The sequence below is a fragment of the Phenylobacterium sp. genome (genome assembly GCF_036264965.1).
Taxonomy (GTDB): domain Bacteria; phylum Pseudomonadota; class Alphaproteobacteria; order Caulobacterales; family Caulobacteraceae; genus Phenylobacterium.
Genome location: NZ_DATAPY010000108.1, coordinates 1 through 23,240 on the forward strand (window position 1 = coordinate 1; position 23,240 = coordinate 23,240).

The 23,240-nt window shown below is 68.0% G+C and carries 22 protein-coding genes and 1 pseudogene; 10 read left to right on the forward strand and 13 right to left on the reverse strand.

The window, feature by feature from the left end:
- A partial coding sequence (locus VHS75_RS13700; protein ID WP_329639173.1) for a transposase occupies nt 1-444 on the forward strand: 444 nt, incomplete at its 5' end.
- Nucleotides 441-635 (forward strand): hypothetical protein, encoded by a 195-nt coding sequence (locus VHS75_RS13705; protein ID WP_329639174.1) that lies wholly within the window; start codon nt 441-443, stop codon nt 633-635. The genes VHS75_RS13700 and VHS75_RS13705, both read left to right, overlap by 4 nt.
- Here the strand turns inward: VHS75_RS13705 and VHS75_RS13710 are convergent.
- The gene (locus VHS75_RS13710) at nt 632-2,122 is read right to left on the reverse strand and encodes an MATE family efflux transporter (RefSeq protein ID WP_329639175.1); all 1,491 of its coding nucleotides are present in this window, start codon (nt 2,120-2,122) and stop codon (nt 632-634) included. The genes VHS75_RS13705 and VHS75_RS13710 overlap by 4 nt on opposite strands.
- 197 nt (nt 2,123-2,319) lie before the next feature.
- Nucleotides 2,320-3,741: an amino acid permease gene (locus tag VHS75_RS13715; protein WP_329639176.1), complete on the reverse strand. Its 1,422-nt coding sequence runs from the start codon at nt 3,739-3,741 to the stop codon at nt 2,320-2,322.
- A 225-nt stretch (nt 3,742-3,966) separates the two neighbouring features.
- Between VHS75_RS13715 and VHS75_RS13720 the strand changes: the two genes are divergently transcribed.
- A complete protein-coding gene (locus VHS75_RS13720; RefSeq protein WP_329639210.1) occupies nt 3,967-6,072 on the forward strand; it encodes a redoxin family protein in 2,106 nt (701 codons plus the stop codon).
- Nucleotides 6,073-6,169: 97 nt separating this feature from the next.
- On the opposite strand, the gene VHS75_RS13725 is transcribed toward VHS75_RS13720, so the two are convergent.
- Nucleotides 6,170-6,799, reverse strand: coding sequence for a helix-turn-helix domain-containing protein (locus VHS75_RS13725; RefSeq protein WP_329639177.1), 630 nt, complete (start codon nt 6,797-6,799; stop codon nt 6,170-6,172).
- A 133-nt stretch (nt 6,800-6,932) separates the two neighbouring features.
- Between VHS75_RS13725 and VHS75_RS13730 the strand changes: the two genes are divergently transcribed.
- The 4 genes and pseudogenes from VHS75_RS13730 to VHS75_RS13745 all read left to right on the forward strand — a co-directional run bounded on the left by VHS75_RS13730 (nt 6,933) and on the right by VHS75_RS13745 (nt 11,678).
- Nucleotides 6,933-7,760: a UDP-2,3-diacylglucosamine diphosphatase gene (locus tag VHS75_RS13730; protein ID WP_414694312.1), complete on the forward strand. Its 828-nt coding sequence runs from the start codon at nt 6,933-6,935 to the stop codon at nt 7,758-7,760.
- Between the two features lie 74 nt (nt 7,761-7,834).
- A pseudogene (locus VHS75_RS13735) lies at nt 7,835-8,023 on the forward strand (TetR/AcrR family transcriptional regulator); the annotation flags it as partial.
- A gap of 129 nt (nt 8,024-8,152) precedes the next feature.
- The gene (locus tag VHS75_RS13740) at nt 8,153-9,250 is read left to right on the forward strand and encodes a glycosyltransferase family 1 protein (RefSeq protein WP_329639211.1); all 1,098 of its coding nucleotides are present in this window, start codon (nt 8,153-8,155) and stop codon (nt 9,248-9,250) included.
- A gap of 7 nt (nt 9,251-9,257) precedes the next feature.
- Nucleotides 9,258-11,678: a TonB-dependent receptor gene (locus VHS75_RS13745; protein ID WP_329639179.1), complete on the forward strand. Its 2,421-nt coding sequence runs from the start codon at nt 9,258-9,260 to the stop codon at nt 11,676-11,678.
- 10 nt (nt 11,679-11,688) lie between these two features.
- Here VHS75_RS13745 and pstB read toward each other — a convergent pair whose 3' ends face one another.
- The 7 genes from pstB to phnC all read right to left on the reverse strand — a co-directional run bounded on the left by pstB (nt 11,689) and on the right by phnC (nt 18,306).
- Nucleotides 11,689-12,501 (reverse strand): phosphate ABC transporter ATP-binding protein PstB, encoded by an 813-nt coding sequence (pstB, locus tag VHS75_RS13750; RefSeq protein ID WP_329639180.1) that lies wholly within the window; start codon nt 12,499-12,501, stop codon nt 11,689-11,691.
- Nucleotides 12,498-13,343, reverse strand: a complete 846-nt coding sequence (gene pstA, locus VHS75_RS13755; protein WP_329639181.1) for a phosphate ABC transporter permease PstA — start codon at nt 13,341-13,343, stop codon at nt 12,498-12,500. The genes pstB and pstA overlap by 4 nt, the downstream gene beginning before the upstream one ends.
- Complete coding sequence (gene pstC, locus VHS75_RS13760; RefSeq protein WP_329639182.1) at nt 13,340-14,311, reverse strand: phosphate ABC transporter permease subunit PstC; 972 nt, start codon at nt 14,309-14,311, stop codon at nt 13,340-13,342. Before pstC ends, pstA begins: the two co-directional genes overlap by 4 nt.
- A 71-nt stretch (nt 14,312-14,382) precedes the next feature.
- Nucleotides 14,383-15,423, reverse strand: coding sequence for a phosphate ABC transporter substrate-binding protein PstS (gene pstS / locus VHS75_RS13765; RefSeq protein WP_329639183.1), 1,041 nt, complete (start codon nt 15,421-15,423; stop codon nt 14,383-14,385).
- 260 nt (nt 15,424-15,683) lie between these two features.
- Entirely contained in the window at nt 15,684-16,490 is an 807-nt protein-coding gene (phnE, locus tag VHS75_RS13770; RefSeq protein ID WP_329639212.1) for a phosphonate ABC transporter, permease protein PhnE, read from the reverse strand.
- A gap of 5 nt (nt 16,491-16,495) precedes the next feature.
- A complete protein-coding gene (gene phnD, locus VHS75_RS13775) occupies nt 16,496-17,518 on the reverse strand; it encodes a phosphate/phosphite/phosphonate ABC transporter substrate-binding protein (RefSeq protein ID WP_329639184.1) in 1,023 nt (340 codons plus the stop codon).
- Nucleotides 17,515-18,306 (reverse strand): phosphonate ABC transporter ATP-binding protein, encoded by a 792-nt coding sequence (phnC, locus tag VHS75_RS13780; RefSeq protein ID WP_329639185.1) that lies wholly within the window; start codon nt 18,304-18,306, stop codon nt 17,515-17,517. The genes phnD and phnC overlap by 4 nt, the downstream gene beginning before the upstream one ends.
- 247 nt (nt 18,307-18,553) lie before the next feature.
- Here phnC and VHS75_RS13785 point away from each other — a divergent pair, with 247 nt between their 5' ends.
- Both VHS75_RS13785 and VHS75_RS13790 read left to right on the forward strand, forming a co-directional pair.
- On the forward strand, nt 18,554-19,825 hold the full coding sequence (locus tag VHS75_RS13785; RefSeq protein WP_329639186.1) for a type III PLP-dependent enzyme: 1,272 nt from the start codon (nt 18,554-18,556) through the stop codon (nt 19,823-19,825).
- Between the two features lie 102 nt (nt 19,826-19,927).
- A complete protein-coding gene (locus tag VHS75_RS13790; protein WP_329639187.1) occupies nt 19,928-20,989 on the forward strand; it encodes a 1,9-bis(guanidino)-5-aza-nonane synthase in 1,062 nt (353 codons plus the stop codon).
- Nucleotides 20,990-21,059: 70 nt separating this feature from the next.
- Here VHS75_RS13790 and VHS75_RS13795 read toward each other — a convergent pair whose 3' ends face one another.
- From VHS75_RS13795 to VHS75_RS13805, 3 genes are read right to left on the reverse strand one after another with little or no spacing between them, the layout of a single operon-like run.
- Nucleotides 21,060-21,491: an SHOCT-like domain-containing protein gene (locus VHS75_RS13795; RefSeq protein ID WP_329639188.1), complete on the reverse strand. Its 432-nt coding sequence runs from the start codon at nt 21,489-21,491 to the stop codon at nt 21,060-21,062.
- An 11-nt stretch (nt 21,492-21,502) separates the two neighbouring features.
- Nucleotides 21,503-21,898, reverse strand: a complete 396-nt coding sequence (locus tag VHS75_RS13800) for a hypothetical protein (RefSeq protein ID WP_329639189.1) — start codon at nt 21,896-21,898, stop codon at nt 21,503-21,505.
- The gene (locus tag VHS75_RS13805) at nt 21,898-22,464 is read right to left on the reverse strand and encodes a DUF2089 domain-containing protein (RefSeq protein ID WP_329639190.1); all 567 of its coding nucleotides are present in this window, start codon (nt 22,462-22,464) and stop codon (nt 21,898-21,900) included. Before VHS75_RS13805 ends, VHS75_RS13800 begins: the two co-directional genes overlap by 1 nt.
- On the opposite strand from VHS75_RS13805, the gene VHS75_RS13810 reads away from it, so the two are divergent.
- Nucleotides 22,433-23,212 (forward strand): phosphatase PAP2 family protein, encoded by a 780-nt coding sequence (locus VHS75_RS13810; protein ID WP_329639191.1) that lies wholly within the window; start codon nt 22,433-22,435, stop codon nt 23,210-23,212. The two genes, VHS75_RS13805 and VHS75_RS13810, sit on opposite strands and share 32 nt — an antisense overlap.
- Nucleotides 23,213-23,240: the final 28 nt, after the last annotated feature.

Sequence of the window (23,240 nt, forward strand, 5' to 3'; positions counted from 1 at the left end):
AACCGCCACGGCCTGGCGGTCGACGGCCTGGTCACCCAGGCCACCGGCTTCGCCGAGCGGGAGGCCACGCTGGCCATGCTGGATCGCAGGCCCGGGCGGCGACGCATCACCCTGGGGGCCGACAAAGCCTACGACGTGCGCGGCTTCATCGGCGACCTGCGCCAGCGCCACGTCACCCCGCACGTCGCCGTCGACGGCCATGTGCGCCAGACCGGCGAGCCTCGCGGCACGGCGATCGACGCGCGCACCACCCATCATCCCGGCTACGCGGTCAGCCAGCGCTGCCGCAAGCGCATCGAGGAGATCTTCGGCTGGGCCAAGAGCGCCGCCGGCCTGGCGAAGGTGAAGCTGCGAGGCCGGGCCAGGGTCGAGGCGGTCTTCACCCTGGCGCTCGCCGCCTACAACCTCATCCGCCTGCCCAAGCTGCTCAGAGCCACGGCGTGAGCGTCCTCGGCAGATGGCGCATCGTCGCGATGCCGGACTGCACCGACGACTATCCCGACGTGATGGAGCCCTTCGGCGAGGGATGGGCCGAACTTCAGTCCAACCGCGCCCTCAAGGGACAAATCTGCTTCCACGGCGGCGACGACACCAACTTCATCGCTCGCCGCGAGACTTCTTCAACAGCCTGCTAGGCGTTGGTGGCGAGGCCGAGCTCGCGCTGTTCTTCGTCGGTAATGGCTTCGCTCTCCGCGGCCATCGGCTGGCCGAGGCCGGTGTCCGGCGCGTCGGCGCTAGGCGTCATGTCGAGCATCCGCGACCTGCGCCAGCCGCCCCAACCGTTCCAGAAGTAGTAGCCGCCCGCCAGCAGGAGGGTCGTCAGGCTGCCCACCGGGAAGGCCAGCCAGATGGCGTCGGCGCCCAGGTGTGGCTCCAGCACCTTGGCGACCGGAATCCGCACGGCCCACAGCGAGATCACCATGGCGAGCAGCGGCGGCCAGACGGCGCCGGTGGCGCGCACGATCCCCGACAGGATGAACGCCACGCCGAACGGGATGAAGCTCCAGAGCGCGATGTTGTTGATATGCACCGCGATCGGCAGCGACGGACTGGTGGATCGCAAGAAGGCCTGCAGCACGATGGGGTCGATCGCCTGCAGGACCAGGATCGGCAGGCCGGTGAACAGGACGGCATAGAGCGCGCCGACGATGGCCACCCGCTCGACCCGATCCATCTTGCCGGCCCCGACGTTCTGGGCGGCCATAGACGAGACCGCCGCGCCCAGGGCCATGGCCGGCATCTGGACATAGGTCCAGAGCTGGGAGGCGGCGCCGTAGGCCGCCGAGGTGTGCACCCCGTAGCGGTTGACGAAGCTCAGCATGGTCACCGCCGCCAGGCTGATCACCATCATCTGGATCGCCATGGGCGTGCCCTTGGAGACCATCGTCCAGATGATCTTGAGATCCGGGATCAGAAGCGACCAGGCTGAAGGCCTCAGCATCAGGATCGAGCGCTGGCGATAGAGGTGGATCATCATCAGCGCGAGGGTGATGCCCTGGGAGATCAAGGTCGACGCCGCGGACCCGGCGATCCCCATCTTGGGAAACGGCCCAAGCCCCATGAGCAGCAGGGGATTGAACACGATGTCCAACCCGACCTGCAGCAGCGCGAAATAGAAGGGCGTGCGGCTGTCGCCCGTCCCGCGCTGCGCCATCATCAGGTAGTTGAAGAAGAACACGAACGGCATGGCCGCGAAGATCACCCGCAGGTAGGCGATGGCGTCGATCCGCGCCGCCGGCGGCGTGCCCATGGCGGCGAGGATATGCGGCGTCAGGATGCCGCCCAGCACGCCGATCGCCAGGGACAACGCCACGAAGAAGGTTGTGGCGGTTCCGATCACCTTGCGGGCCAAGGCTTCGTTCTTCGCCCCGATCGCCTGGCCGATCAGGATGTTGGCGGCCATGGTCACGCCGAACGCGGCGCCCTGCATCATGAAGAAGACCTGGCTGGCGTTATTGGTCGCCGTCACGCCGGTCTCGCCCAGGACGCGGCTGACCCAGAACATGTTGGCCGTCATGTTCATGGACTGCAGGATGTTTGAGCCCAGCACCGGCAACGCGAACGCGATCAGCGTCTTGCCGATCGGGCCGGCGGTCAGGTCGGGGCCTTTGCGGCCCGCCAAGCCGCCCGCGCCGGGACGCCCCGGGCCTCCCGGTCTTCCGCCGCCTGGACCTGGGCCCGCATTCACCGCCGTCTCACTCCCCAAGCCGCGTCAAACCACCACCCGACCGGGGATAGACTGCAACCGCCGATGACGCAAAGCGGCGGTTTTGCACACCCCCGTGAGATTCGGGCCCGTGAGATTCAGGCCAGCGAGATTCAGGGCTGGATCGCCGCGTCTATCGCCCGCAGCCGGCTGTTGGCGCGGCCGTAGGCCAGGTAGGCCAGGACCCCGATGGCGTTCCAGACGAAGAAGAAGGTGATCGTTTTCGCCGACAGGCTGGTGAACAGGTAGAGGCACCCCAGCACCGCCGCCGGGCCGATCAGCCAGACGAAGGGCGTCGCAAACGGGCGGACGATCTGCGGCGAGCGGCGGCGCAGGACCATCACCGCCATCGCCGTGGCGATGAACGCCGCCAGCGTGCCGGCATTGGCCAGCGACGCGATCTCCGACAGCGGCATGAAGCCGGCGACGGTTGCGGCGATCAGGCCTGTCATCATGGTGACGGTGGACGGCACGCCGCGGCGGCTGACCTTGGCCAGGCCGATGGGCAGCAGGCCGTCGCGGGCCATGGCGAAGAACACCCGGCTCTGGCCGAACATGAAGACCATGATCACCGTCGGCAGGGCCACGACCGCCGCGCCGGCGATCAGCGAGGCGGCCAGCGGATGGTTGAGCTGCCGCAGCACAAAGGCCAGGGGCTCGCCGCTCTTGGAGAACACGTCGAAGGGCGAGGCGCCGAGCGCGCAGGCCGCCACCACCATGTAGATCAGGGTGCAGAGCAGCATCGATCCCACGATGGCGATGGTCAGGTCGCGCTTGGGGTTCTTGGCTTCCTCGGCTGCGGTCGAGATCGCGTCGAAGCCGTAGAAGGCGAAGAAGATGATCGCCGCGGCGCCCATCACCCCGTACTTCTTGCCGCCCATCTCGTGGGCCCCGAAGCCGAACGGCGCGAAGGGGTGGAAATGGCTGGCGTCGAAGCTCGGCAGGGTGAGCGCCACGAAAGCGGCCAGCGCCACCAGCTTGATGCACACCAGGACGAAGTTGAGCGTCGCGCTCTCCCGCGTGCCGATCAGCAGGATGCCGGTCACCACCAGGGCGATGAACACGGCCGGAAGGTTCACGAAGCCGCCCGCCTCAGGTCCCGCCAGCAGGCTGTCGGGGATCGGGATGTGCGCCCCGTGCAGCAGGCCCCCCGCATATCCGGCCCAGCCGACCGACACCGCGCTGCAGACCAGGGTGTATTCGAGGATCAGGCTCCAGCCGATCGCCCAGGCGATCAGCTCGCCCAGGGTCATGTAGCTGTAGGCGTAGGCGCTGCCGGCCTGGGGGCTCATGGACGCCATCTCGGCGTAGCAGAGCGCCGCGCAGGCGCAGACCAGGCCGGCCACGCCGAACGACAGGATCACCGCCGGACCCGCGAGGCCCGCCGCCACGCCGGTCAGGGTGTAGATGCCGGTGCCGATGATCGCGCCGACCCCCAGGGCCGTCAGGTGCGGCCAGCCCAGGGTGCGCTTCAGCTGGCTGGCAGCGGACCCCATGCCGGTGTCGACCGGCTTGGTGCGCGTGACGAAACTCATGAAGCTCTCCCCGACTTGCGGGGCGCACCATGGCCCGCGTCGAGCCCGCCCGCCAAGGTCTGAGGTCACGCCGGACCCGAACGCGGGTCGCGGAACATGACAAACTTGACACCATCCCCCTGTGGATTTTGCTGTCTGATCGGTGTTAAGTTAAGGGCTCGATAGGCCTCTGCGCGTAGGTATCGCCGCGAGAGTCAAAAAGCCCATTCGGAGAGGAACGACGTGATGATGTCTGCGCGACTTGGCGTATTGGGAGCGGCGGCGAGCGCCTTCCTGGTCTATGGCTTCTCATCGGGCCCGGCGACCAACGCCCAGCAGTCCGGCCAGAACGCCTCGGCTGCCGAGACGACGGCCATGAGCACGACCCCGGCGCGGGTCGACAATTTCATGCTGGTCGACGCCCAGAAGATGGAGGCCCACGAACTCTATCGGATGGCTGACGACAAGGCGATCGTGCTGGTCTCGACCGGCGTCGGCTGCCCGATCGCGCGCGCCATGACCCCGGCGCTGAAGGCGCTGCGCGACAAGTACGCCGCCCAGGGCGTCGAGATGATGCTGGTCGACTCGAACCTGCAGGACAGCCGCGAGGCCATCGCCGCCGAGGCCAAGGAATACGGCATCGACATCCCGATCCTGATGGACTCCAACCAGATCATCGGCGAGGCGCTGGGCGTCACCCGGACCATGGAAGTCTTCGTGGTCAACCCGAAGACCTGGCAGGTGATGTACCACGGCCCGGTCAACGACGCCGCCGACTACGGGATCCAGAAGGCCGCGGCGAAGCCGTTCGCCGACGACGCCGTGGCCGCACTCCTGGCTGGCAAGCCGGTCCCGGCGGCGACCCAGGCCTCCAAGGGCTGCCTGGTCGACTTCCCGGCGCGCGAGAAGAAGGCGCAGCTCACCTACGTCAAGGACGTAGCCCCGATCCTGGAAGCCAAGTGCGTGGCCTGCCATGAGGAAGGCGGCATCGCCCCCTTCGCCATGAAGAACTACGAGATGGTCAAAGGCTTCTCGCCGATGATCCGCGAGGTGCTGCGCACCGACCGGATGCCGCCCTACAACGCCGACCCGCACGTGGGTAAGTTCTCCGACGACAAGAACCTGTCGCCCGCCGAGATCAAGACGATCGTCCACTGGGTCGAGGAAGGCGCGCCGCGCGGCGAAGGCAAGGACCCGCTGGGCGCCAAACACCTGGTGGCCGCCGAATGGCCGCTGGGCAAGCCGGACGCCATTCTCGACGTGCCGGCCTACACCATCCCCGCCTCCGGCGTGGTCGACTACCAGCACCCCTGGGTCGCCAATCCGGAAAAGGAAGGCAAGTGGCTGAAGGCCTCCACCGTGAAGGTCGAAAGCCGTCAGGGCGTGCACCACGTGCTCACCGGCTACATGACCGAGGCTCCCAAGCCCGGCGAACAGGCGTTCGAGAACAAGTGGGGCGTCTCGGTCGGCGGCTACGCGGTCGGCGCGGAGAGCGAGGTCGCGCCGAAGAACGTCGGGACCTACATCCCGCCGGGCGGCGCCATCGGCTTCCAGACCCACTACACGCCGTTTGGCAAGGAAGTGACCGATCACACCAAGATCGCGCTCTACTACTACAAGGACAACGAGAAGCCCGACCTGGTGATGCACAACTCGGTCATCGTGAACAACGCGATCGTCATCCCGCCGAACGACGCCCACCATCAGGAGACCGGCTACATCTCCTTCCCGCACGACGCCCTGCTCTATGCGGCCTTCCCGCACGCGCACTATCGCGGCGCCATGTCGGACCTGTGGATCCGCTATCCGGACGGCAAGGAAAAGCTGCTGCTCTCCCTGCCGCGCTACGACTTCAGCTGGCAGCGGGACTACACCTTCGCCCAGCCGATCCCGGTGCCGGCGGGCTCGAAGCTGATTGCCCACTTCATCTACGACAACTCCAAGCGCAATCCGCACAACCCCGATCCGAGCAAGCAGGTGGTCTGGGGCGACCAGTCCTGGGAAGAGATGTTCTACACGGCGCTGCGTTATCGCTGGGTGGATGAGACCTCCAAGCATATGGTCAACTACGACGAGGACCTGAACAAAGATCGCCTGATGGGCATGCTGGACGCCAACGTCGACGGCAAGATCTCGAAGGCCGAGCTGAAGGGCCAGATCGGCGATCAGATCGCCAAGTACTGGGACGTGCTGGACAAGAACCATGACGGCTTCATCGACAGCGATGAACTGGCCGCCTTCCAGAAGATGATGAACGGCCAACACCGCCGCCGCGAAGCCGCGGCCGACGGCAAGACGCCGGCTCCGGCGGCGGCCCCGGCCGGCGCCACCCCGACATCGGGCGGCAAGTAGGCCCGATCGTCGGAGCCAGATTGAGGAAGGCCCGGTAGAAGCGCCGGGCCTTTTTCGTTGCCCTCATCCCTCCCCGGCACGGGAGGGATGATCTGCGCTACTCCCACAGATCGTGGACGTCGCCCTTGCGGTTGAGCATGCGCACGGCGCGCTTGACCACCGCCAGCAGGCGCTCGCGGCGCGCAGCCTGGTCGTAGGTCATGGCGCCGCGCGCGATGCCCTCCAGCAGGAAGCGGCCGAGGTCGCGGCTGGTCTGGAAGCGAGGGTCCTCGCCGGCCTGCGCCAGCGCCCCGAAACCGCCCACCTGGGCGCGGTCGAAGGCGGCCTGGGCGGCGGCCAGGCGCGCGCGCAGCATGGGTTCGGTGCGCGCCGCCGACTCCAGCTCGGCGAAGGCCACGAACGGCGGCTCCTGCAGCAGCGTCCAATAGGCGTCGATGGCTGCTTCCGAGGCGTCCTGGCCGGGTGCGGCGGATGCGCGCGCCGCCTCTTCGAACAGGCGCGCACGGGCGACCTCGATATGGGTGATCGCCGCCTCCACCAGCTCCTCGCGGGTGGCGAAGTGATAGAGCATGGCGCCGCGGGTGAGCTTGGCGGCGTCGGCGATCAGGCCGTTGGTGGCGGCGTGATAGCCGATCTGGGCGAACAGCCGCATCGCCGCGTCGAGGATGCGCGCGCGGGTTCGCAGCGACTTGGGCGTCGCCTTCGTCGGATAGGTTCTGGCGTCCATCTGGACCAATTCAACGGCGACCTGGGGAGGGTCTGCTCAAACCGAACCCCTAGCAGGACATACTTGGCCGCGGCCAGACCGTTAGGCGACCTTCGCAAAACCGACACGGAATCAGGGCACGGCTGCTTGGAATATGGGCGACACGGGGCGAAACGTGACCGAAGCAGCAGTCCGCCGCTATCGCAGCGTGTTCATTTCCGACGTCCACCTGGGCACCCGCGGGTGCCAGGCGGACCTGCTCCTCGATTTCATCCGCCACATGGAATGCGACACGCTCTACCTGGTAGGCGACATCGTGGACGGCTGGAAGCTCCGCTCCGGCTGGTACTGGCCGCAGTCGCATAACGACGTGGTGCAGAAGATCCTGCGCCTGGCCCGCAAGGGCGTGGCGGTGATCTATGTGCCCGGCAACCACGACGAGGTGGTCCGCGACTTCTGCGGCGTGCACTTCGGCGGCGTGGTGGTGGCCCGAGACGCGGTGCACGAGACCGCCGATGGCCGCCGCTTCCTGGTCACCCACGGCGACGACTTCGACTCCGTGGTGCAGCACGCCAAATGGCTGGCCCTGCTGGGCGACTGGGCCTACCGCGCGCTGCTGGCCTCCAACACCCTGATCAACCGCGTGCGGCGCCGCTTCGGCTTCGGTTATTGGAGCTTCTCGGCCTTCGCCAAGACGCGGGTGAAGAAGGCCTTGCAGTTCATCGAGAACTTCGAGCAGGCGGTGGCCGACGAGGCGCGCCGGCGCGGCGTCGACGGCGTGATCTGTGGCCACATCCACAAGGCCGAGAGCCGGATGATCGATGGGGTTGCCTATATCAACGACGGCGACTGGGTGGAGAGCTGCACCGCCCTGGTGGAGCACCCCGACGGGCGGCTGGAAATCCTGGAATGGCCGAAGGTGCGCGCCAGCCTGATCGCCGCGTCGGAGCCGCTGGTGTTGGCCGCGCCGCTGGCCGCCTGACATTGCGTTTCGTGACAGTCATACTGCCAGCGCGCGATTGACAGAACGCCGCAACCCGTGACAGTTCGGCTGCCATGAAGACCCCGACGCCGTCTGCCAACCTGCGCGACCGTCAGCGGGAGGAAACCCGCGAGCACATCCTGCGCGCCGTGGGCCATCAGCTGGAGCAGGGGCCGCTGGAGGACCTCTCCTTCGCGGAGATCGCCAAGGACGCCAAGGTCGGCGAGCGCACGGTCTACCGCTACTTCCCCACAAAGGAGGCGCTGCTGGGCGCCTTCTGGGCCTGGATGCAGAGCCAGGCGGTGGCCCCGCCGGAGCCCAAGCCGAAGCCGCCCCGCTCGCTGCCGCGCATCCGCGAGGCGATCAAGGCGACGCACGACGCCGGCCGGCCGATGCGCATCCTGCTGGCCACCGACGCCTGGGAGCCGCAGGTCAACGGCGTGGTCCGCACCCTGACCCGCGTGGTCGCCGAGCTGAGGGCCATGGGCCACTCCGTCGAGGTGATCAGCCCCGACCAGTTCAAGACCTTCCCCTTGCCGACCTACGCCGAGATCAAGGTGGCGATCGGGGTCTATGAGCCGGTGCAGGAGCGCTTCAAGGCCTTCGAGCCGGAAGCCATCCACATCGCCACCGAAGGCCCCATCGGCCTGGCCGCGCGGCGGATCTGCGTGGAGTGGAAGCTGCCCTTCACCACCAGCTACCACACCCGCTTCCCGGAATATGTCTCGGCGCGGCTGCCTTTGCCGCTCGCCGCCGGCTACGCCTACATGAAGTGGTTCCACAAGCCGTCCGGGCGGCTGATGGTGGCCACGCCCACCATGCGCGACGAGCTGGCCGGCCACGGCTTCCGCAACATTTCTTCCTGGTCGCGCGGCGTCGACACCGAGGCCTTCCATCCCCGCGGGCCGGGCGATCCGGACGTCTTCGCCCATCTGGCCAAGCCGATCTTCCTCTACGTCGGCCGCGTGGCGGTGGAGAAGAACATCGAGGCCTTCCTCGGCATCGACCTGCCGGGGACCAAGGTGGTGGTCGGGCCGGGACCGCAGCTCGACGAGCTGAAGGCCAAGCACCCGAACGTGGTGTTCACCGGCTCCAAATCCGGCGCCGACCTGGCGGCGGCCTTCAACAGCGCCGACGTCTTCGTGTTCCCTTCGCTCACCGACACGTTCGGCCTGGTGATCCTGGAGGCCATGGCCTCGGGCACCCCGGTGGCGGCCTATCCGGCGCCCGGGCCCATCGACATCATCCCCAACTCCGGCGCCGGCAAGCTGGCCGCCAGCGCCACCGAGGGCCTGCGCGAGGCCTGCCTGGAGGCGCTGGCCTGCGACCGCAAGCAGGTCCGGGCGTTCGCCGAGAAGTTCTCCTGGCGGGCCTGCGCCGAGGATTTCGTGCGCAACCTGCAGCCCTATCCGGAGCCGGAGAAGACCCGCTTCTGGCGTCGGCTGCGCCGGCTGGCTAGGGTGCGGCGCCGTAGACCCGAGGCCGCTTAGAGTTCCCATGCATCGTGTCGCCTCGACCGTGTTCGCGGCAGCCTTTTGCTGCGCGCCCGTCCTGGCCTACGCCGCCGAGGACCCGACCTCTGTCAGCCCGCTGATCGTGGTCGCACCGACGGCGGTGGCCGGCACGGGCGTGGACGCCGACAAGCTGCCCGGCTCAAGCGAAAGCCTGGGCGCCGCCGATCTGCAGCGCCAGGGCTCGTTGGCGATCACCGACGTGCTGGAGCAGCGCACGCCCGGCCTCAGCCTGTCCGACAGCCAGGGCAACGGCTTCGCCCGCGGCCTGAACTACCGCGGCTTCGCCGCCTCGCCGCTGCAGGGCGCCCCGGAAGGCCTGGCGGTCTACATGGGCAGCGTGCGGCTGAACGAAGCCTTTGGCGACACCGTCAACTGGGACCTGATCCCCGAAGCCGCCATCAACCGCATCGACCTGGTGACCGGCGATCCGGCCTTCGGACTGAACGCCCTGGGCGGCGCGATCAGCCTGGGCATGAAGACCGGCAAGAATTCGCCCGGCGGCGAGGCCAGCGTCGAGGGCGGCTCGTTCGGCCGGGTGTTCGGCTCTGCGGAATACGGCGCGGCCAGGGGGCCGTGGTCGGCCTATGTAGCCCTGGACGGCGGCCACGAGGACGGCTGGCGGCAGCATTCGCCGTCCAACCTGGCGCGGGCCTACGCCGACCTCGGCTGGAGCCAAGGGCGCGGCGAGGTCCATCTGGTCGCCAATCTCGGGGAGACCAGCCTGGGCGTCGTGGGGCCGACCCCGGTGGACATGCTGGCCGCCGACCGCACCTCGGTCTTCACCTTCCCGCAAGCCACCCGCGACCGCACCGGCCTCCTGGCGTTGAACGGATCGTTCATGGCCTCCGACGCCTGGACCCTGGAGGGCAGCCTCTATGGCCGCGCCTTCTCGCAGAGCCACGCGGACGGCAACAACGGCAACTTCGAGGGTTGCAGCAGCCGCGCCGCCAATCCGTTGTTCGACACGCTGTGCGTCCAGAACGACGGGTTCCCGGCGGACCTTCAGCCGCCGGCGGCCGCCTTCCAGGTGCTGGGCGAGGACGGACTGCCGATCGGCTGCCCGCCGCTGGCGGCCGGCCAGACCAAGCTCTGCAGCGGCGTCGCCTATGGCACCGTCGACCGCACCCACACCCGCAGCGTGACGACGGGCGTCTCGTTCCAGGCGGTCCGCAATGGCCCGCTGTTCGGCCACACGAACCTGTTCACGGCGGGCCTCAGCCTCGACGAGAGCGCCATCCGCTTTGGCGCCAATTCGACGCTGGGCCTGATCTTCCCGGACCTCTCCGTGCGCACCACGCCGGGCGAGGTGGTGGGCGCGTGGCAGATCATCCATACGGCCGGGGCCATCGCCTACAGCCCGATTGACCTGCATGCGACCACCGAGAACCGCGGCCTCTACGCCACCGACACCTTCGACGTCACCGAAAGCCTGTTCCTGACCCTGAGTGGCCGCTGGAACGGCCAGCGCATCTTCACCTCCGATCGTACAGGCGTGAGCCCGGACCTGAACGGCAAGCACAACTTCGACCGTTTCGACCCGGCCGCGGGCCTGGCCTGGAAGGTGACGTCCTGGGTGACGGTCTACGGCGGCTACGCCGAGACCAATCGTGCGCCGACCCCGCTGGAGCTGTCCTGCAGCAACCCGTTGAAGCCCTGCCTGCTGGAAAACGCCCTGGTCTCCGATCCGCCGCTGAGCCAGGTGGTGTCCAAGACCTGGCAGGCCGGCGTGCGCGGCGCGGCCGCAGTGCTGGACGGCCATCTGGACTGGCGCGTCGGCGGCTATCGCAGCGACAACGACAACGACATCGTCGCCGTGGCCAGCGCCCTGCAGGGCCGCGGCTCCTACGCCAATGTGCCGCGCACCCGGCGCGAGGGCTTCGAGGCCGAGGTCAACTTCAGGTCCGACCGCTGGACGGCCTACGCCTCGGCGAGCCAGGTCGAGGCGACCTACCGGTTCGCAGGTGTCCTGCCCTCGCCCAACAGCCCCTTCGCCGACGCCAACGGCAATGTCGCGGTGACCCCGGGCGACAAGATCGGCGGCATCCCGCCATGGCGCTTCAAGGCCGGCGGCGACTACAGGGTCACACCCTCCATCTCGGTGGGCGCGGACCTCTTGGGCGTCAGCCGGCAGCGGCTGGTGGGCGACGAGGCCAATCAGGACACGCAGCTGCCCAGCTACTGGGTGGCCGGCGCGCACGCGTCGTGGACGGTCGGCCGGGGTCTGGAGCTCTACGGCCGCGTCGACAACCTGTTCGACCGCAAGTACGCGACCTTCGGAACCTATTTCGAGTCCGACTCCCTAGCCGACGTCCACCCCTCGCCGTTGCCGGACAACGCCAGCCCGGTCAGCGAGACGCCCGCGCCGCCCAGGTCGTTCCTGATCGGCCTGCGCTACCGCTGGTGACGTTCCAGGCCTAGCCGAAGCGGCCGGTGATGTAGTCGGAGGTGCGCTTGGTTGCGGGGCGGGTGAAGACCTCGTCGGTGGGCCCGAATTCCACGAGTTCGCCCAGGTACATGAACCCGGTGTAGTCGCTGACCCGCGCCGCCTGGCCCAGGTTGTGGGTGACGATGATGATGGTGTGGTCGGCCTTCAGCTGGGTCACGGTCTCCTCCAGCTTGGCGCTGGAGATCGTGTCGAGCGCCGAGGTGGGCTCGTCGAGCAACAGGACCTCGGGACGCACAGCCACACCCCGCGCGACGCACAGCCGCTGTTGCTGGCCGCCGGAAAGGCCGAGGCCCGAGCCCTTCAGATTGTCCTTCACCTCGCCCCACAGGGCCGCGCGGGTCAGGGCCTCCTCGACACGGACATCCATGTCGGCCTTGGAGAGGTTTTCGTAGAGACGCACCCCGAAGGCCACATTGTCATAGACGCTCATCGGGAAGGGCGTCGGCTTCTGGAACACCATGCCGACCCGGGCGCGCAGCCGCGCCAGATCGGTGCGGGGGCCCAGGATGTTCTCACCATCCAGCATGATCTCGCCCTCGGCGCGTTGGCCGGGATAGAGCGCGTACATCCGGTTCAGCGTCCGCAACAGGGTGGACTTGCCGCAGCCCGAGGGGCCGATCAACGCGGTGACCTTGTTGCGCGAGAAGGGGATCGAGACCCCCTTCAGCGACTTGGTCTTGCCGTAGAAGAAGTCGAGGTTCTTCACATCGACCTTCACGTCGGCGCGATCGACATCGGCGATCGAGGTTTCGAACTCGTCCACTTGGTTCACGGTATTCATGAGCGTCGCTGCTCCTGGGCCACGATACGCGCCACGATGGTCACCGTCAGCACGGTCGCCGCGATCAGCAGCGCGCCGGCCCACGCCAGGCGGCGCCAGTCGTCGTAGGCGCTGAGCGCGAAGTTGAAGATCACCACCGGCAGGTTCGCCGTGGGGTGTCGAAGGTCGACGGAGAAGAACTGGTTGTTCAACGCCGTGAACAGCAGGGGCGCGGTCTCGCCGCTGATCCGGGCGAAGGCCAGGAGCGCGCCGGTGACCAGGCCCGCGCGGGCCGAGCGCCAGAGCACCTGGCGGACCACATAGGAAAGCGGCGCGCCCAGGCCGACGCCGGCCTCGCGCAGGGTGGTCGGCTGCAGGAGGAGTACATCCTCCGTGGTCCGCGTGATCACCGGCACGGCCAGCAGCGCCAGGGCGACGGAGCCGGCGAAGCCGGAGAAGCCGTGAACCGGCGCCACCAGGATCTCGTAGACGAACAGGCCCACCAGGATCGATGGCGCCGACAACAGCACATCGTTCAGGAACCGCACCACCGCGCCATAGGGCGTGCGCCCGCCATACTCGGCGAGCCAGGTCCCGGCCAGGACGCCCACCACCAGGGCCAGCACCATGGCCAGCACGCACATCATGATCGAGCCCACGATGGCGTTGGCGAGGCCGCCGACCGATCCCGGCGCCGGCGTCGACTTGGTGAAGACGTCCAGGTTCAGCCCACCGATCCCCTGGGTCAGCAGCGACCACAGGATCGCCGCCAGCGCGACGAGCGCCAGGGCGGTGACACCGACGCAGAAAATCTTGAAGGCGACGTCGCCGACCCGGCGACGGACAAGCTTGCCGGCGCTCATGAGCGGCCCTCCTGCGCGCGCAGCATCAGGCGGGCGAGGCCCAGGACCACGAAGGTGATCAGGAACAGCACCAGGCCGAGCGCGATCAGGGCCGCGGTGTGGATCGGGCTGGTGGCCTCGGTGAATTCGTTGGCGATGGTGGACGCGATGGTCGACCCGCTATCGAACAGCGATTTGGGGAAGCTGTGTGAATTGCCGATGATGAAGGTCACCGCCATGGTCTCGCCGAGCGCGCGGCCGAGCCCCAGCATCACCGCCCCGATAGCGCCGGTGCGCACATAGGGCAGCGTCACCGACATCACGACTTCCGCGGTGGTCGCGCCCAGGCCGTAGGCGCTCTCGCGCACGCCGACCGGCACCGAAAGCAGCAGTTCGCGCAGGGTCGCGGCCATGAACGGCAGGATCATGATCGCCAGGATGATCGCCGCCGGCAGGATGCCCGACCCGTTCGGGATGCCGGTGGTCAGCGTGTCCAGCAGCGAGCCCGGTTTGGCCGCCGTCATCAGCGGCAGCTGGATGTATTTGGCGAACAGTGGGGCGAAGACGAACAGGCCCCACATGCCGTAGACGATCGAGGGGATGCCGGCGAGCAGCTCCACGGCGGTGCCGATCGGGCGGCGCAGCGGCGCGGGGCAAAGCTCGGTGAGGAAGAAGGCGACCCCGCCGGCGACCGGCAGGGCGAGCGCCAGGGCGCCGGCCGCGGTCACCAGGGTGCCGACGATCGGCCCTGCGGCGCCATAGACGTCGGTCACCGGGTTCCAGGTCGCACTGACCAGGAAGCCCAGGCCGAACTTGGAGATCGCCGGCCAGCCCCCGATGAACAACGCCACCAGCAGTCCGCCCAGCGTCGCCAGCAAGGTCGTCGCCGCGGCAAAGCACAGGCCTTCGAACACCTTGCCGATCAGCGCGCCACGGGGCGCGGAGCGGCGGGTGGATCGGCCGGCGTCGGGGAGGATTGCGTCGGTCATGGCTTACGCTTCAGGGAGGACCGCAAAGCCCCGCCGCCGTCAACCGGCGACGGGGAATTGTTGCGAAGCGCCTAGTGGTAGACGGGCTTGCCGTCGGGGCCGACGACTTTGCTCCAGGACTTGCGGATCAGCTCCTTCACCGGCCCGGGCAGGGCCACGTAGTCGAGCTGACCAGCGGCGGCGTCGCCGTTCTTGTAGCACCAGTCGAAGAAGCTCAGGACCTCTTTGCCCTTGGCCGCGTCGGTCTGCTTGGTGTGCACCAGGATGAACGTCGCCCCGGTGATTGGCCAGGCTTCGGCGCCCGGCTGGTCGAGCAGCAGCAGGTAGAAGCCCGGCGCCGAGGCCCATTTCGCATTGGCGGCTGCGGCGGCGAAGTTCTTGGCGTCCGGCGTGACGAACTTGCCGTCCTTGTTCTGCATCAGGGCGTAGGTCATCGTGTTCTGCTTGGCGTAGGCATATTCGACATAGCCGATCGCGCCGGGGGTCTGTTTGACCTGGGCGGCGACGCCGTCATTGCCCTTGCCGCCGACGCCCACCGGCCACTGCACGGAGTCATTGGCGCCGACGTCGGTCGCCCAGTGCGGCGCCTTCATGCTGAGGTAGCTGGTGAACAGGAAAGTGGTGCCCGAGCCGTCGGCGCGATGGACGACGGTGATAGGCAGGTTCGGCAGCGCCACGCCCGGATTGTTCACGGTCAGCAGCGGGTCGTTCCACTTCTTGATCGCGCCGCGATAGATGTCGGCCAGGTTGGCGCCGGTCATCTTCAGCTGGCCGGGCTTGATCCCCGGCAGGTTCATCACCGGCACCACGCCGCCGATCACGGTCGGGAACATGGACAGGCCGCCGGCGGACAGATCGTCCGGCTTCAGCGGCTTGTCGCTGGCGCCGAAGTCGACGGTCGAGGCGGTGATCTGCTTGATTCCGCCGCCCGAGCCGATCGCCTGATAGTTCAGGCTGGTCCCGGTCTGGGCCTTATATTCTTCGGCCCACTTGGCGTAGACCGGCGCCGGGAACGTCGCGCCCGCGCCCGAAATCGTGCCAGCGGCGCTTGCCATCGTGGCCGCGCCAGCGATCAGGGCCGCGCCCAACGCCACCCCTAGAATCTTCAACATGGTTTTCTCCTGAAAAGAGCGCCCCATCCATGCCGCTCTCGCCTCGGTGCTTATCGCCCGCCGACGACAGTTTGGTGACACCGGGCGACATCCGGGCGCGACTGTCACACGAGCGTCATGACGCCGTCGGATCGCCGTCATGCAGAGCCGCTACATCCACTTGCGAGATGGCCGGACCGTGCCCCACGCGCCCCGGCGCACTCGCGAGTATCCCCGCGAACCTCGACGCCGCCGCGACCCCGCGGCGGCGTTTTTTTGGCCTAAAGCAGGCGCGAACGCATCAACTGGGACAGCAGGTCGATCAGCGTCACGGCCACGATGATCACGATGATGATCGCCGACAGGTGGTGGTAGTCGAAGGCGTTGAGCGTCTCGAACAGCAGCTGCCCGATGCCGCCGGCGCCGATCAGGCCCAGGACCGTCGCTGACCGCGAATTGGATTCGAAACGGTAGAGCGCATAGGACGTCCAGTGCGGCGCGACCTGCGGGATGACGCCCCAGATGATCTCGTGCAGCCGCGTGGCGCCGGTGGCGCGCACGCCCTCGACGGGCGCCTTGTCGATCGACTCCACGGCCTCGGAGAACAGCTTGGCGAGCACGCCGCCGGTGTTGATGGCGATGGCCATGACGCCGGCGAACGGCCCCAGGCCCACGGCCACGATGAACAGGGTGCCGATCACCAGGTCGGGGATGGCGCGCAGCAGGTTCATCAGCACCCGCAGCGGCTGCTGCAGCCAGACCGGCGAAATGTTGCGCGCGCACGCCAGGCCGAAGGGCACCGCGATCACGACCGCCAGGGCCGTGCCCCACATGGCGATCTGGATGGTGAGCCACATCTGGCCGATGTAGAGCCGGATCTGGTCGAAGTTCGGATGCAGCAGCTCGCCGCCGAACTCCCGCATGTTCTGCGAGTTGGTGAAAAGCTTGGTGACATGGCTCATCTCCACCGGCTTGACCGCGAAGATCAGCAGCACCGCCACCAGGCCCCAGACCAGCATGTCGGGCGCCCGCTGGGTCAGCGAGCGGGTCGGCGGCGCCGGGATCTCGGCGGCGGCGGGCGCAGCCATCGCCATCAGACGTTCGGCTCCTTGGCCCGCTTCTGCTCGGCAGCGGCATGGATCTTGTCGTAGGCCGCCTGGGCCGCGGCGATCTTGCCCGGGTCGCCGGTGTGGCGCGCCTCGCCTAACGCCTCGGAGGCCTGCATCTCGCGGATCGGGTCCAGATAGCTGTCGTCGGCCGGGCGGAAGCCGCCGTAGGCCATCTTCTTCAGCACCTCGCGCTGCCTGTCGGCGATGGGGCCGGTCCCGGTCCCATAGGTCAGGAAGAACTGACGCATCTTCTCCTTGATCGCCGGGTCGAGGTCCTTGCGAGCCACGATGGAGCTCTCCGGCAGGGGCGGCGAGGTCCACAGGATGTCCAAGGCGTCGGCCAGCTTGGGGTTCTCACGCTTGAAGAACAGGATGCCGACCGTGTTGTTCGAGGCCACGTCGAGCACACCGTTGGCGACCGCGGCGCTGTTGGCCTGGTGACTGGAAGACCGCACGGTCTTGAAGCACTTGGTGGGCTCGATCCCCTTGGGCGTGAAGAGATAGGCCATCGGCGCCAGCGTGCCCGAGGTGGACTGCGCGTCGGCCATGCCGAAGGAATATTTGGCCCCGCAGGCCAGCACCTTGTCGAGGGTGATGCCGCTGCCCTTCTTGGCGATGATCACCGAGGCGTAGGTCGCGTCGCCGCCGGCGTCGATGATCCGGCCCAGCACCTCGCCGTTCGACCGCTGGACGGCGTCCAGGGCCGGCAGGGCCGAGAACCAGCCCACCTGCACCTGCTTGAAGCGCATGGCCTCGATCAGCGAGGCGTAGTTGCTGACGTAGCGGGCGGTCACCCTGACGCCGATCTGGGCGGACATGTCGTCCAACAGCGGCTGCCAGATCGGGCCCATCGAGGCCTGGTTCTCGGCCGGCAGGATGCCGAAGACGATCTCCTTCGGCTGGTCGGCCGACCCTTGCGTCTTCGGCGAGCAGGCGCTGAAGCCCAGGGCCGCGGCGGAAAGAATGGCGGCGAGGCCCAACGCGCCCAGCAGGCGGCGGCGGATCATTTCGGAGCTCCTTCCCAGAAGACGTCTTCGAATTCCGGACCATAGATGTCGATCAGTTGCTTGGTCTCGAGGCGGTCGGCCGGGCCGTCGTAGACGATCTTGCCGCCCTTCAGCGCCACCACCCGGTCGCAGTAGCGCAGGGCGTAGTCCACCTGATGCAGGGTGACGAGGACGGTCAGCCCGTCCTGCCTGTTGAGGTCGCGCAGCGATTCCATGACCCTGCGCGCGGAAACCGGGTCGAGGGACGCCACCGGCTCGTCGGCCAGCACGATCTTGGCCTTCTGGACCAGGGCGCGCGCGATGGCGCCGCGCTGCTGCTGGCCGCCGGACAGCGTATTGGCCCGCTGGGCCGCGTAGTCGGCGACGCCGACCCGGGCGAGCGCCGTCATGGCCGCGGTCTTGGTCTCGTCCGGCCACAGGCCCAGGAGGCCGCGCCAGGTGGCGATCCGCCCGAGCGACCCCAGGGCGACGTTGGTGAACAGCGAAAGCCGGCCGACCAGATTGAACTGCTGGAAGATGAAGCCGATCCGGGTGCGGGTCTTGCGCACCCCGCTGCTGATCCGGCCGTTCTCCTGCACCGGGCCGCCGAAGGCCTCGATGACGCCCTCGCCGGCGTCGATGGTCTGGAGGCCGGAGATCGAGCGCAGTAGGGTGGATTTGCCGGAGCCCGACGGGCCGATCAGCGCAATCATCTCACCCTTGCGGACGTCCAGCGACACGGCGTCCAGCGCGCGGCGCGCGCCGAAGCTCTTTGAAGCCTTCCGGATGGACAGGACGGCGTCTGACATGGGCGGCTTTGAGGTTCCCCGATCGACACGCGCAGGGGGGCCAAAGCACCGGTCCCTCGCCCCGGCTTCATGGCACGCCCGCCGCCATGCGGTCCAGCGCGTCAACGTTGCGTTAGTCCTGCCTGTGGACAGAACGCTTTACATCCGGGTTCGATGACCCTATTTGGCGCGTTCCGGCGGACCCGATGTCCTGAAAAGCGCTGCTAACGCCGGATTGGGTTCAACTATCCGTTGGGGGTTACGTGAATTGCACACGTATCATACGCCCCTGGACCTGGTCCGTGATCGCTCTCCGGAACGTCCCGTCGCCCTTGCGCGACCGGATGCCGTAGCGACCGCGGCGCGCTGGTTCCAGGACAAGTTCAAAGGCGACGTCTTCTACGCTGTGAAAGCGAACCCTTCGCCGTGGGTCATTGAGACCCTCGCCGCGAACGGTGTGACGTCCTTCGATGTGGCCTCGATCCCCGAGATCGCGCTGGTGGCCGCGCACGCCCCCGGCTCGCGCATGGCCTTCATGCATCCGGTGAAGAGCCGCAAGGCGATCGCCGAGGCCTACCTCGACCACGGCGTGCGGACCTTCGCCTTCGACACCCACGAAGAGCTCGCCAAGATCCTCGACGCCACCGGCGGGGCCAAGGACCTGAACCTGATGGTCCGGCTGGCGGTGCAGGCGGAAGGCGCGGCCTATTCGCTGTCCGGCAAGTTCGGCGTCGATGCGCATGACGCGCCGGCCCTGCTGCTCGCCGCCCGGCGCGCCACCCAGGAGCTGATGGGCGTCTCCTTCCACGTGGGCAGCCAGTGCATGCGCCCGACCGCCTTCCAGGCGGCGATGAGCCAGGCCTCCCGCGCCCTGGTCCGCGCCGGCGTCTTCGCCGACGTGGTCGACGTGGGCGGCGGCTTCCCCTCGGTCTATCCGGGCATGGTCCCGCCGGACATGGCGGACTATCTCGACTCGATCGACCGCGGCTTCGCCGAGATGATGGTCCACGAGACCACGGAATTGTGGTGCGAGCCCGGCCGGGCGCTGGTGGCGGAAGCCTCCTCGATCCTCACCAAGGTCGAGCTGAAGAAGGGCGACGCGCTCTATCTGAACGACGGCAGCTACGGCAGCCTGTTCGACGCGGCGCACACCAAGTGGCCCTTTCCGGTGAAGCTGTTCCGCGCCGAGGATGGCGCGGCCAGCGAGGTGGAGGGCCCCCTGAAGCCCTTTCGTTTCTATGGGCCGACCTGCGACAGCCTCGACCACATGCCGGGCCCGTTCTGGCTGCCGGAGGACGTCCGCGAGGGCGACTACATCGAGATCGGCATGCTCGGCGCCTATGGCGTGGCGATGAACACCCGCTTCAACGGTTTCGGCGACGCCGAGACCGCGGTGGTGACCGATGCGCCCATGGCCTCGATGTTCGGCCTGGCCGGCCGCAATATCCGGCTGCCGCGCGACGAACAGCAGGAAGAACGCAAGGTCGTCCGGCTCTCGCGTCCCAAGGGGCGCGCCGGCAAGTCTCGCCGGCGGCGGTAACAGGGTCACATTCTCGCGTGATATAGGCGCGGCCGGTCGCTCCGTCCCGGTCGCGCTATTCCTATGGACGGGCGATCACCTCTCAGAAGGGAACTTCCGAAGATGAACGCTGACGTTCAGAAGTCGAACCGCAAGGCCGAGCTGCTGGCCAACACCGTCGAGCATGTGGCGATCGACCAGTACGACGCCCGGCCCGTCATCGACGCCATGCGCCAGATGAGCTTCACGAGCCGCGACACCGCCCGCGCCGCCGACATCTGGTCGATGAGCCTTGAGGACACCGCCTGCTCGACCTGGCTGACGCTGGCCGGATCGACCAGCGCCGGCGGCTGCATGCACATCTACCGGGACATGCTGAAGTACGGGATGATCGACGTCGTGGTGGCCACCGGCGCCTCCATCGTAGACATGGATTTCTTCGAGGCCCTGGGCTTCAAGCACTACCAGGCGCAATCGAACGTCGACGACCGCGACCTGCGCGACCTCTACATCGACCGCATCTACGACACCTACATCGACGAGGAAGAGCTGCAGAACTGCGACGGGACGATCTACGCCCTGTGCGAGATGCTGGAGCCGCGCCCCTATTCGAGCCGCGAATTCATCTGGGAGATGGGCAAGTGGCTGGCGGCGGGCAACGCCAAGAAACCCGGCAGCCTCGTCCAGACGGCCTATGAAGAAGGCGTGCCGGTGTTCTGCCCGGCCTTCGTGGATAGCTCCGCCGGCTTTGGCCTGGTGAAGCACCAGGTGGAGCGGATGAAGGCCGGCAAGCCCTACCTGACCATCGACGCGGTGGCCGACTTCCGCGAACTCACCGACATCAAGATCGCCGCGGGCGCCACAGGCCTGTTCATGGTCGGCGGCGGGGTGCCGAAGAACTTCGCCCAGGACACCGTGGTCTGCGCCGAGATCCTCGGCCACGAGGACGTGGAGATGCACAAATACGCCGTGCAGATCACGGTCGCCGACGTGCGCGACGGCGCCTGCTCGTCCTCGACGCTCAAGGAGGCCTGTTCCTGGGGCAAGGTGGACGTGACCTGGGAGCAGATGGTGTTCGCCGAAGCCACCACGGTCGTCCCGCTGATCGCGTCGGACGCCTGGCACCGCGGTTCGTGGAAGACCCGCACCAAGCGCCGCTGGAACAAGCTGTTCGGCAAGGCCTGACGCTCAAAAGAAATGGCCGCCGCCGGGGGATCGGCGACGGCCATTTCGGCGTCGGGGAGGAGTTTCGACGCTATTCGCAGAACACCCGGACCCTGGCGTCGCTGGAGTCCACGTCGACCGTGAGGTCGTCGAGGTGGCTGATCAGTTCGTCGAGGTTTTCCGGCTTCAACTGGCCGATGTCGAAGGGCACGCCGTTCTTGGCGAGTTCGGCGTTCACTTGGTCGCGCGCCTCCGGCGGGATGATGCTGGTCAGGCGCACGCCCGCCCGCAAAAGGGCCATGGGCACCCGGATATTGACCTTGGTGGCGTCGCCGTGGACGTCGGCGTCCACGGAGACCCGCAGGTATTTCGGCGGGGCCTTGTTGGGGCCGGCCGACGGGCCCTCCAGCGGGCGCGGCGCCGGGCCGCCCCGCTCCATGGCCGAGATCAGGCGTTCGGCCTCATCGGCGGTGATCTTGCCATCGGCCAGCATCTGCAGGATCGCGCGGCGGTCGTCGTTCATGGGAGGTCTCCTTAGAAGAGCCGGATGCGCACCAGCGCCTCGGGCGTGTCGACGTCGACGACTGTGCCGCTGAGCGCGAGCAGGGCGTCGCCGAGGACGAAGACCGCGGCGGCGCAATTGATGCGGCGCAGCGGCGGGGCAAGGTAGAGCAGCGGAATCAGCAGCAGCGCGAAGGGCGCCAGCAGCAGGAAGATCGGCGTGCTCGGGATCCACAGCCGCACCACGACGCGGCGCGGCCGAGGGGCCGCCTCAACCGGGGTCGGGTCGGAGGCCTGGGCCATGGGCCGGGCCGCGGCGCGCACGGTTTGCCCCGTACGGCTCGCGCGCGCCTCCAGGGCTGCCAGGCCGAAGTGGCGCACCGCCCTGGGCGTCAGCAGCGGCGGCGTCAGATTGCGGGCGTCGGTCATCAGCGGCCCTCCAGTTCGGAAATCGCCTGGTCGGCGGTGATCTCGCCGCGGGCGAGGCGCTCCAGCACCTCTTCGCGGCCGGGCGTGGGATCGGTCTCGACGAACTCAAGGCTGCCGGCGATGCGGTTCAACCGCGCCTTGATGGTCGGGTAGGAGACGCCGAACACCTGCTCCATCTCCTTGATCGAGCCGTGGCTCCTCACGAAGGCGGCGACGAAGACCTGGTCCTCGGCCGATAGCTGCGCCAGCCGCGGCAGCTCGAAGGCGCCCTCAATGGTCACGCCCTGTTCGATCAGGCGCACCCGCTCGACGACGATGGGGCGGCCGCGGGTCAGCTCGCTCAGCGCCTGCCAGTCTTGGGTTTTCGCATTGCTCATGTCCTTCAGATTAATTTTATCAATCCGCGAGTCAAGTTTTTTAATTCCGAGGTCGCGTGGCGTGGAAAATCGTTTGCCGGGACGGTTGAATCCGGCCGGCGGCTCTGCAACACCGAATGCTGCAGCTTGGGAGAGTGGGATGGCGTGGAAACTGGCGATGGCGGCGACGGCCGCGGCGATGCTGACCATGGGCGCCGATCCGGCCCCTGCCCCGGCGCCGATGGCGACCCCGGCGGGCCAGGGCTATCTCGGCGACAGCGGCCCGGACACCTACAAGATCCTGCCGCCCGCGCCGGTCGTCGGGACGCCGCGCTATGAGGCGGACCGGGCGGTCTACAAGGCGACCCGGGCGCTGAAGGACTCCCCGCGTTGGTCGCTGGCCCAGAACGACGTCAACCAGGGCGCCATCCTGAAGGACCTGAGCTGCGCGGTGGGCGTCGAGCTGACCGCCGCCAATGCGCCGAAGACCTCGGCGATGATCCTGCGGATCGGACGCGACGTCAGCCGCGCCACCGACCGGCCGAAGGACATCTACAAGCGCCAGCGGCCGTTCCTGATCGACAAGGGGGAGACCTGCATCGATCAGAGCCCCTCCCTGGCCAAGAGCCCGGACTACCCCTCCGGCCACAACACCTGGGGCTGGACCGTGGGCCTGGTCCTGGCCGAGCTCGCGCCGGACCGGGCGACCGAAATCCTCAGCCGCGCGCGGGCCTTTGGCGAAGGCCGCCTGGTCTGCGGGGTGCACAACCTGAGCGCCGTCGAGGGCGGGCGGATGAATGCCTCGATCGTGGTCGCCGGGCTGCACGGCAATACCGAGTTCCGCAGGGACCTCGATGTCGCCCGCTCGGAAGTCGCCGCCGCCCGCAAGGCCGGCCCCGCGCCCGACCCCGCGGCCTGTGCGAAGGAAGCCGCCGTGGTGGCCCAGAACCCCTACTAGACGGCCTTGACCCCGGCCTTCGCCGGGG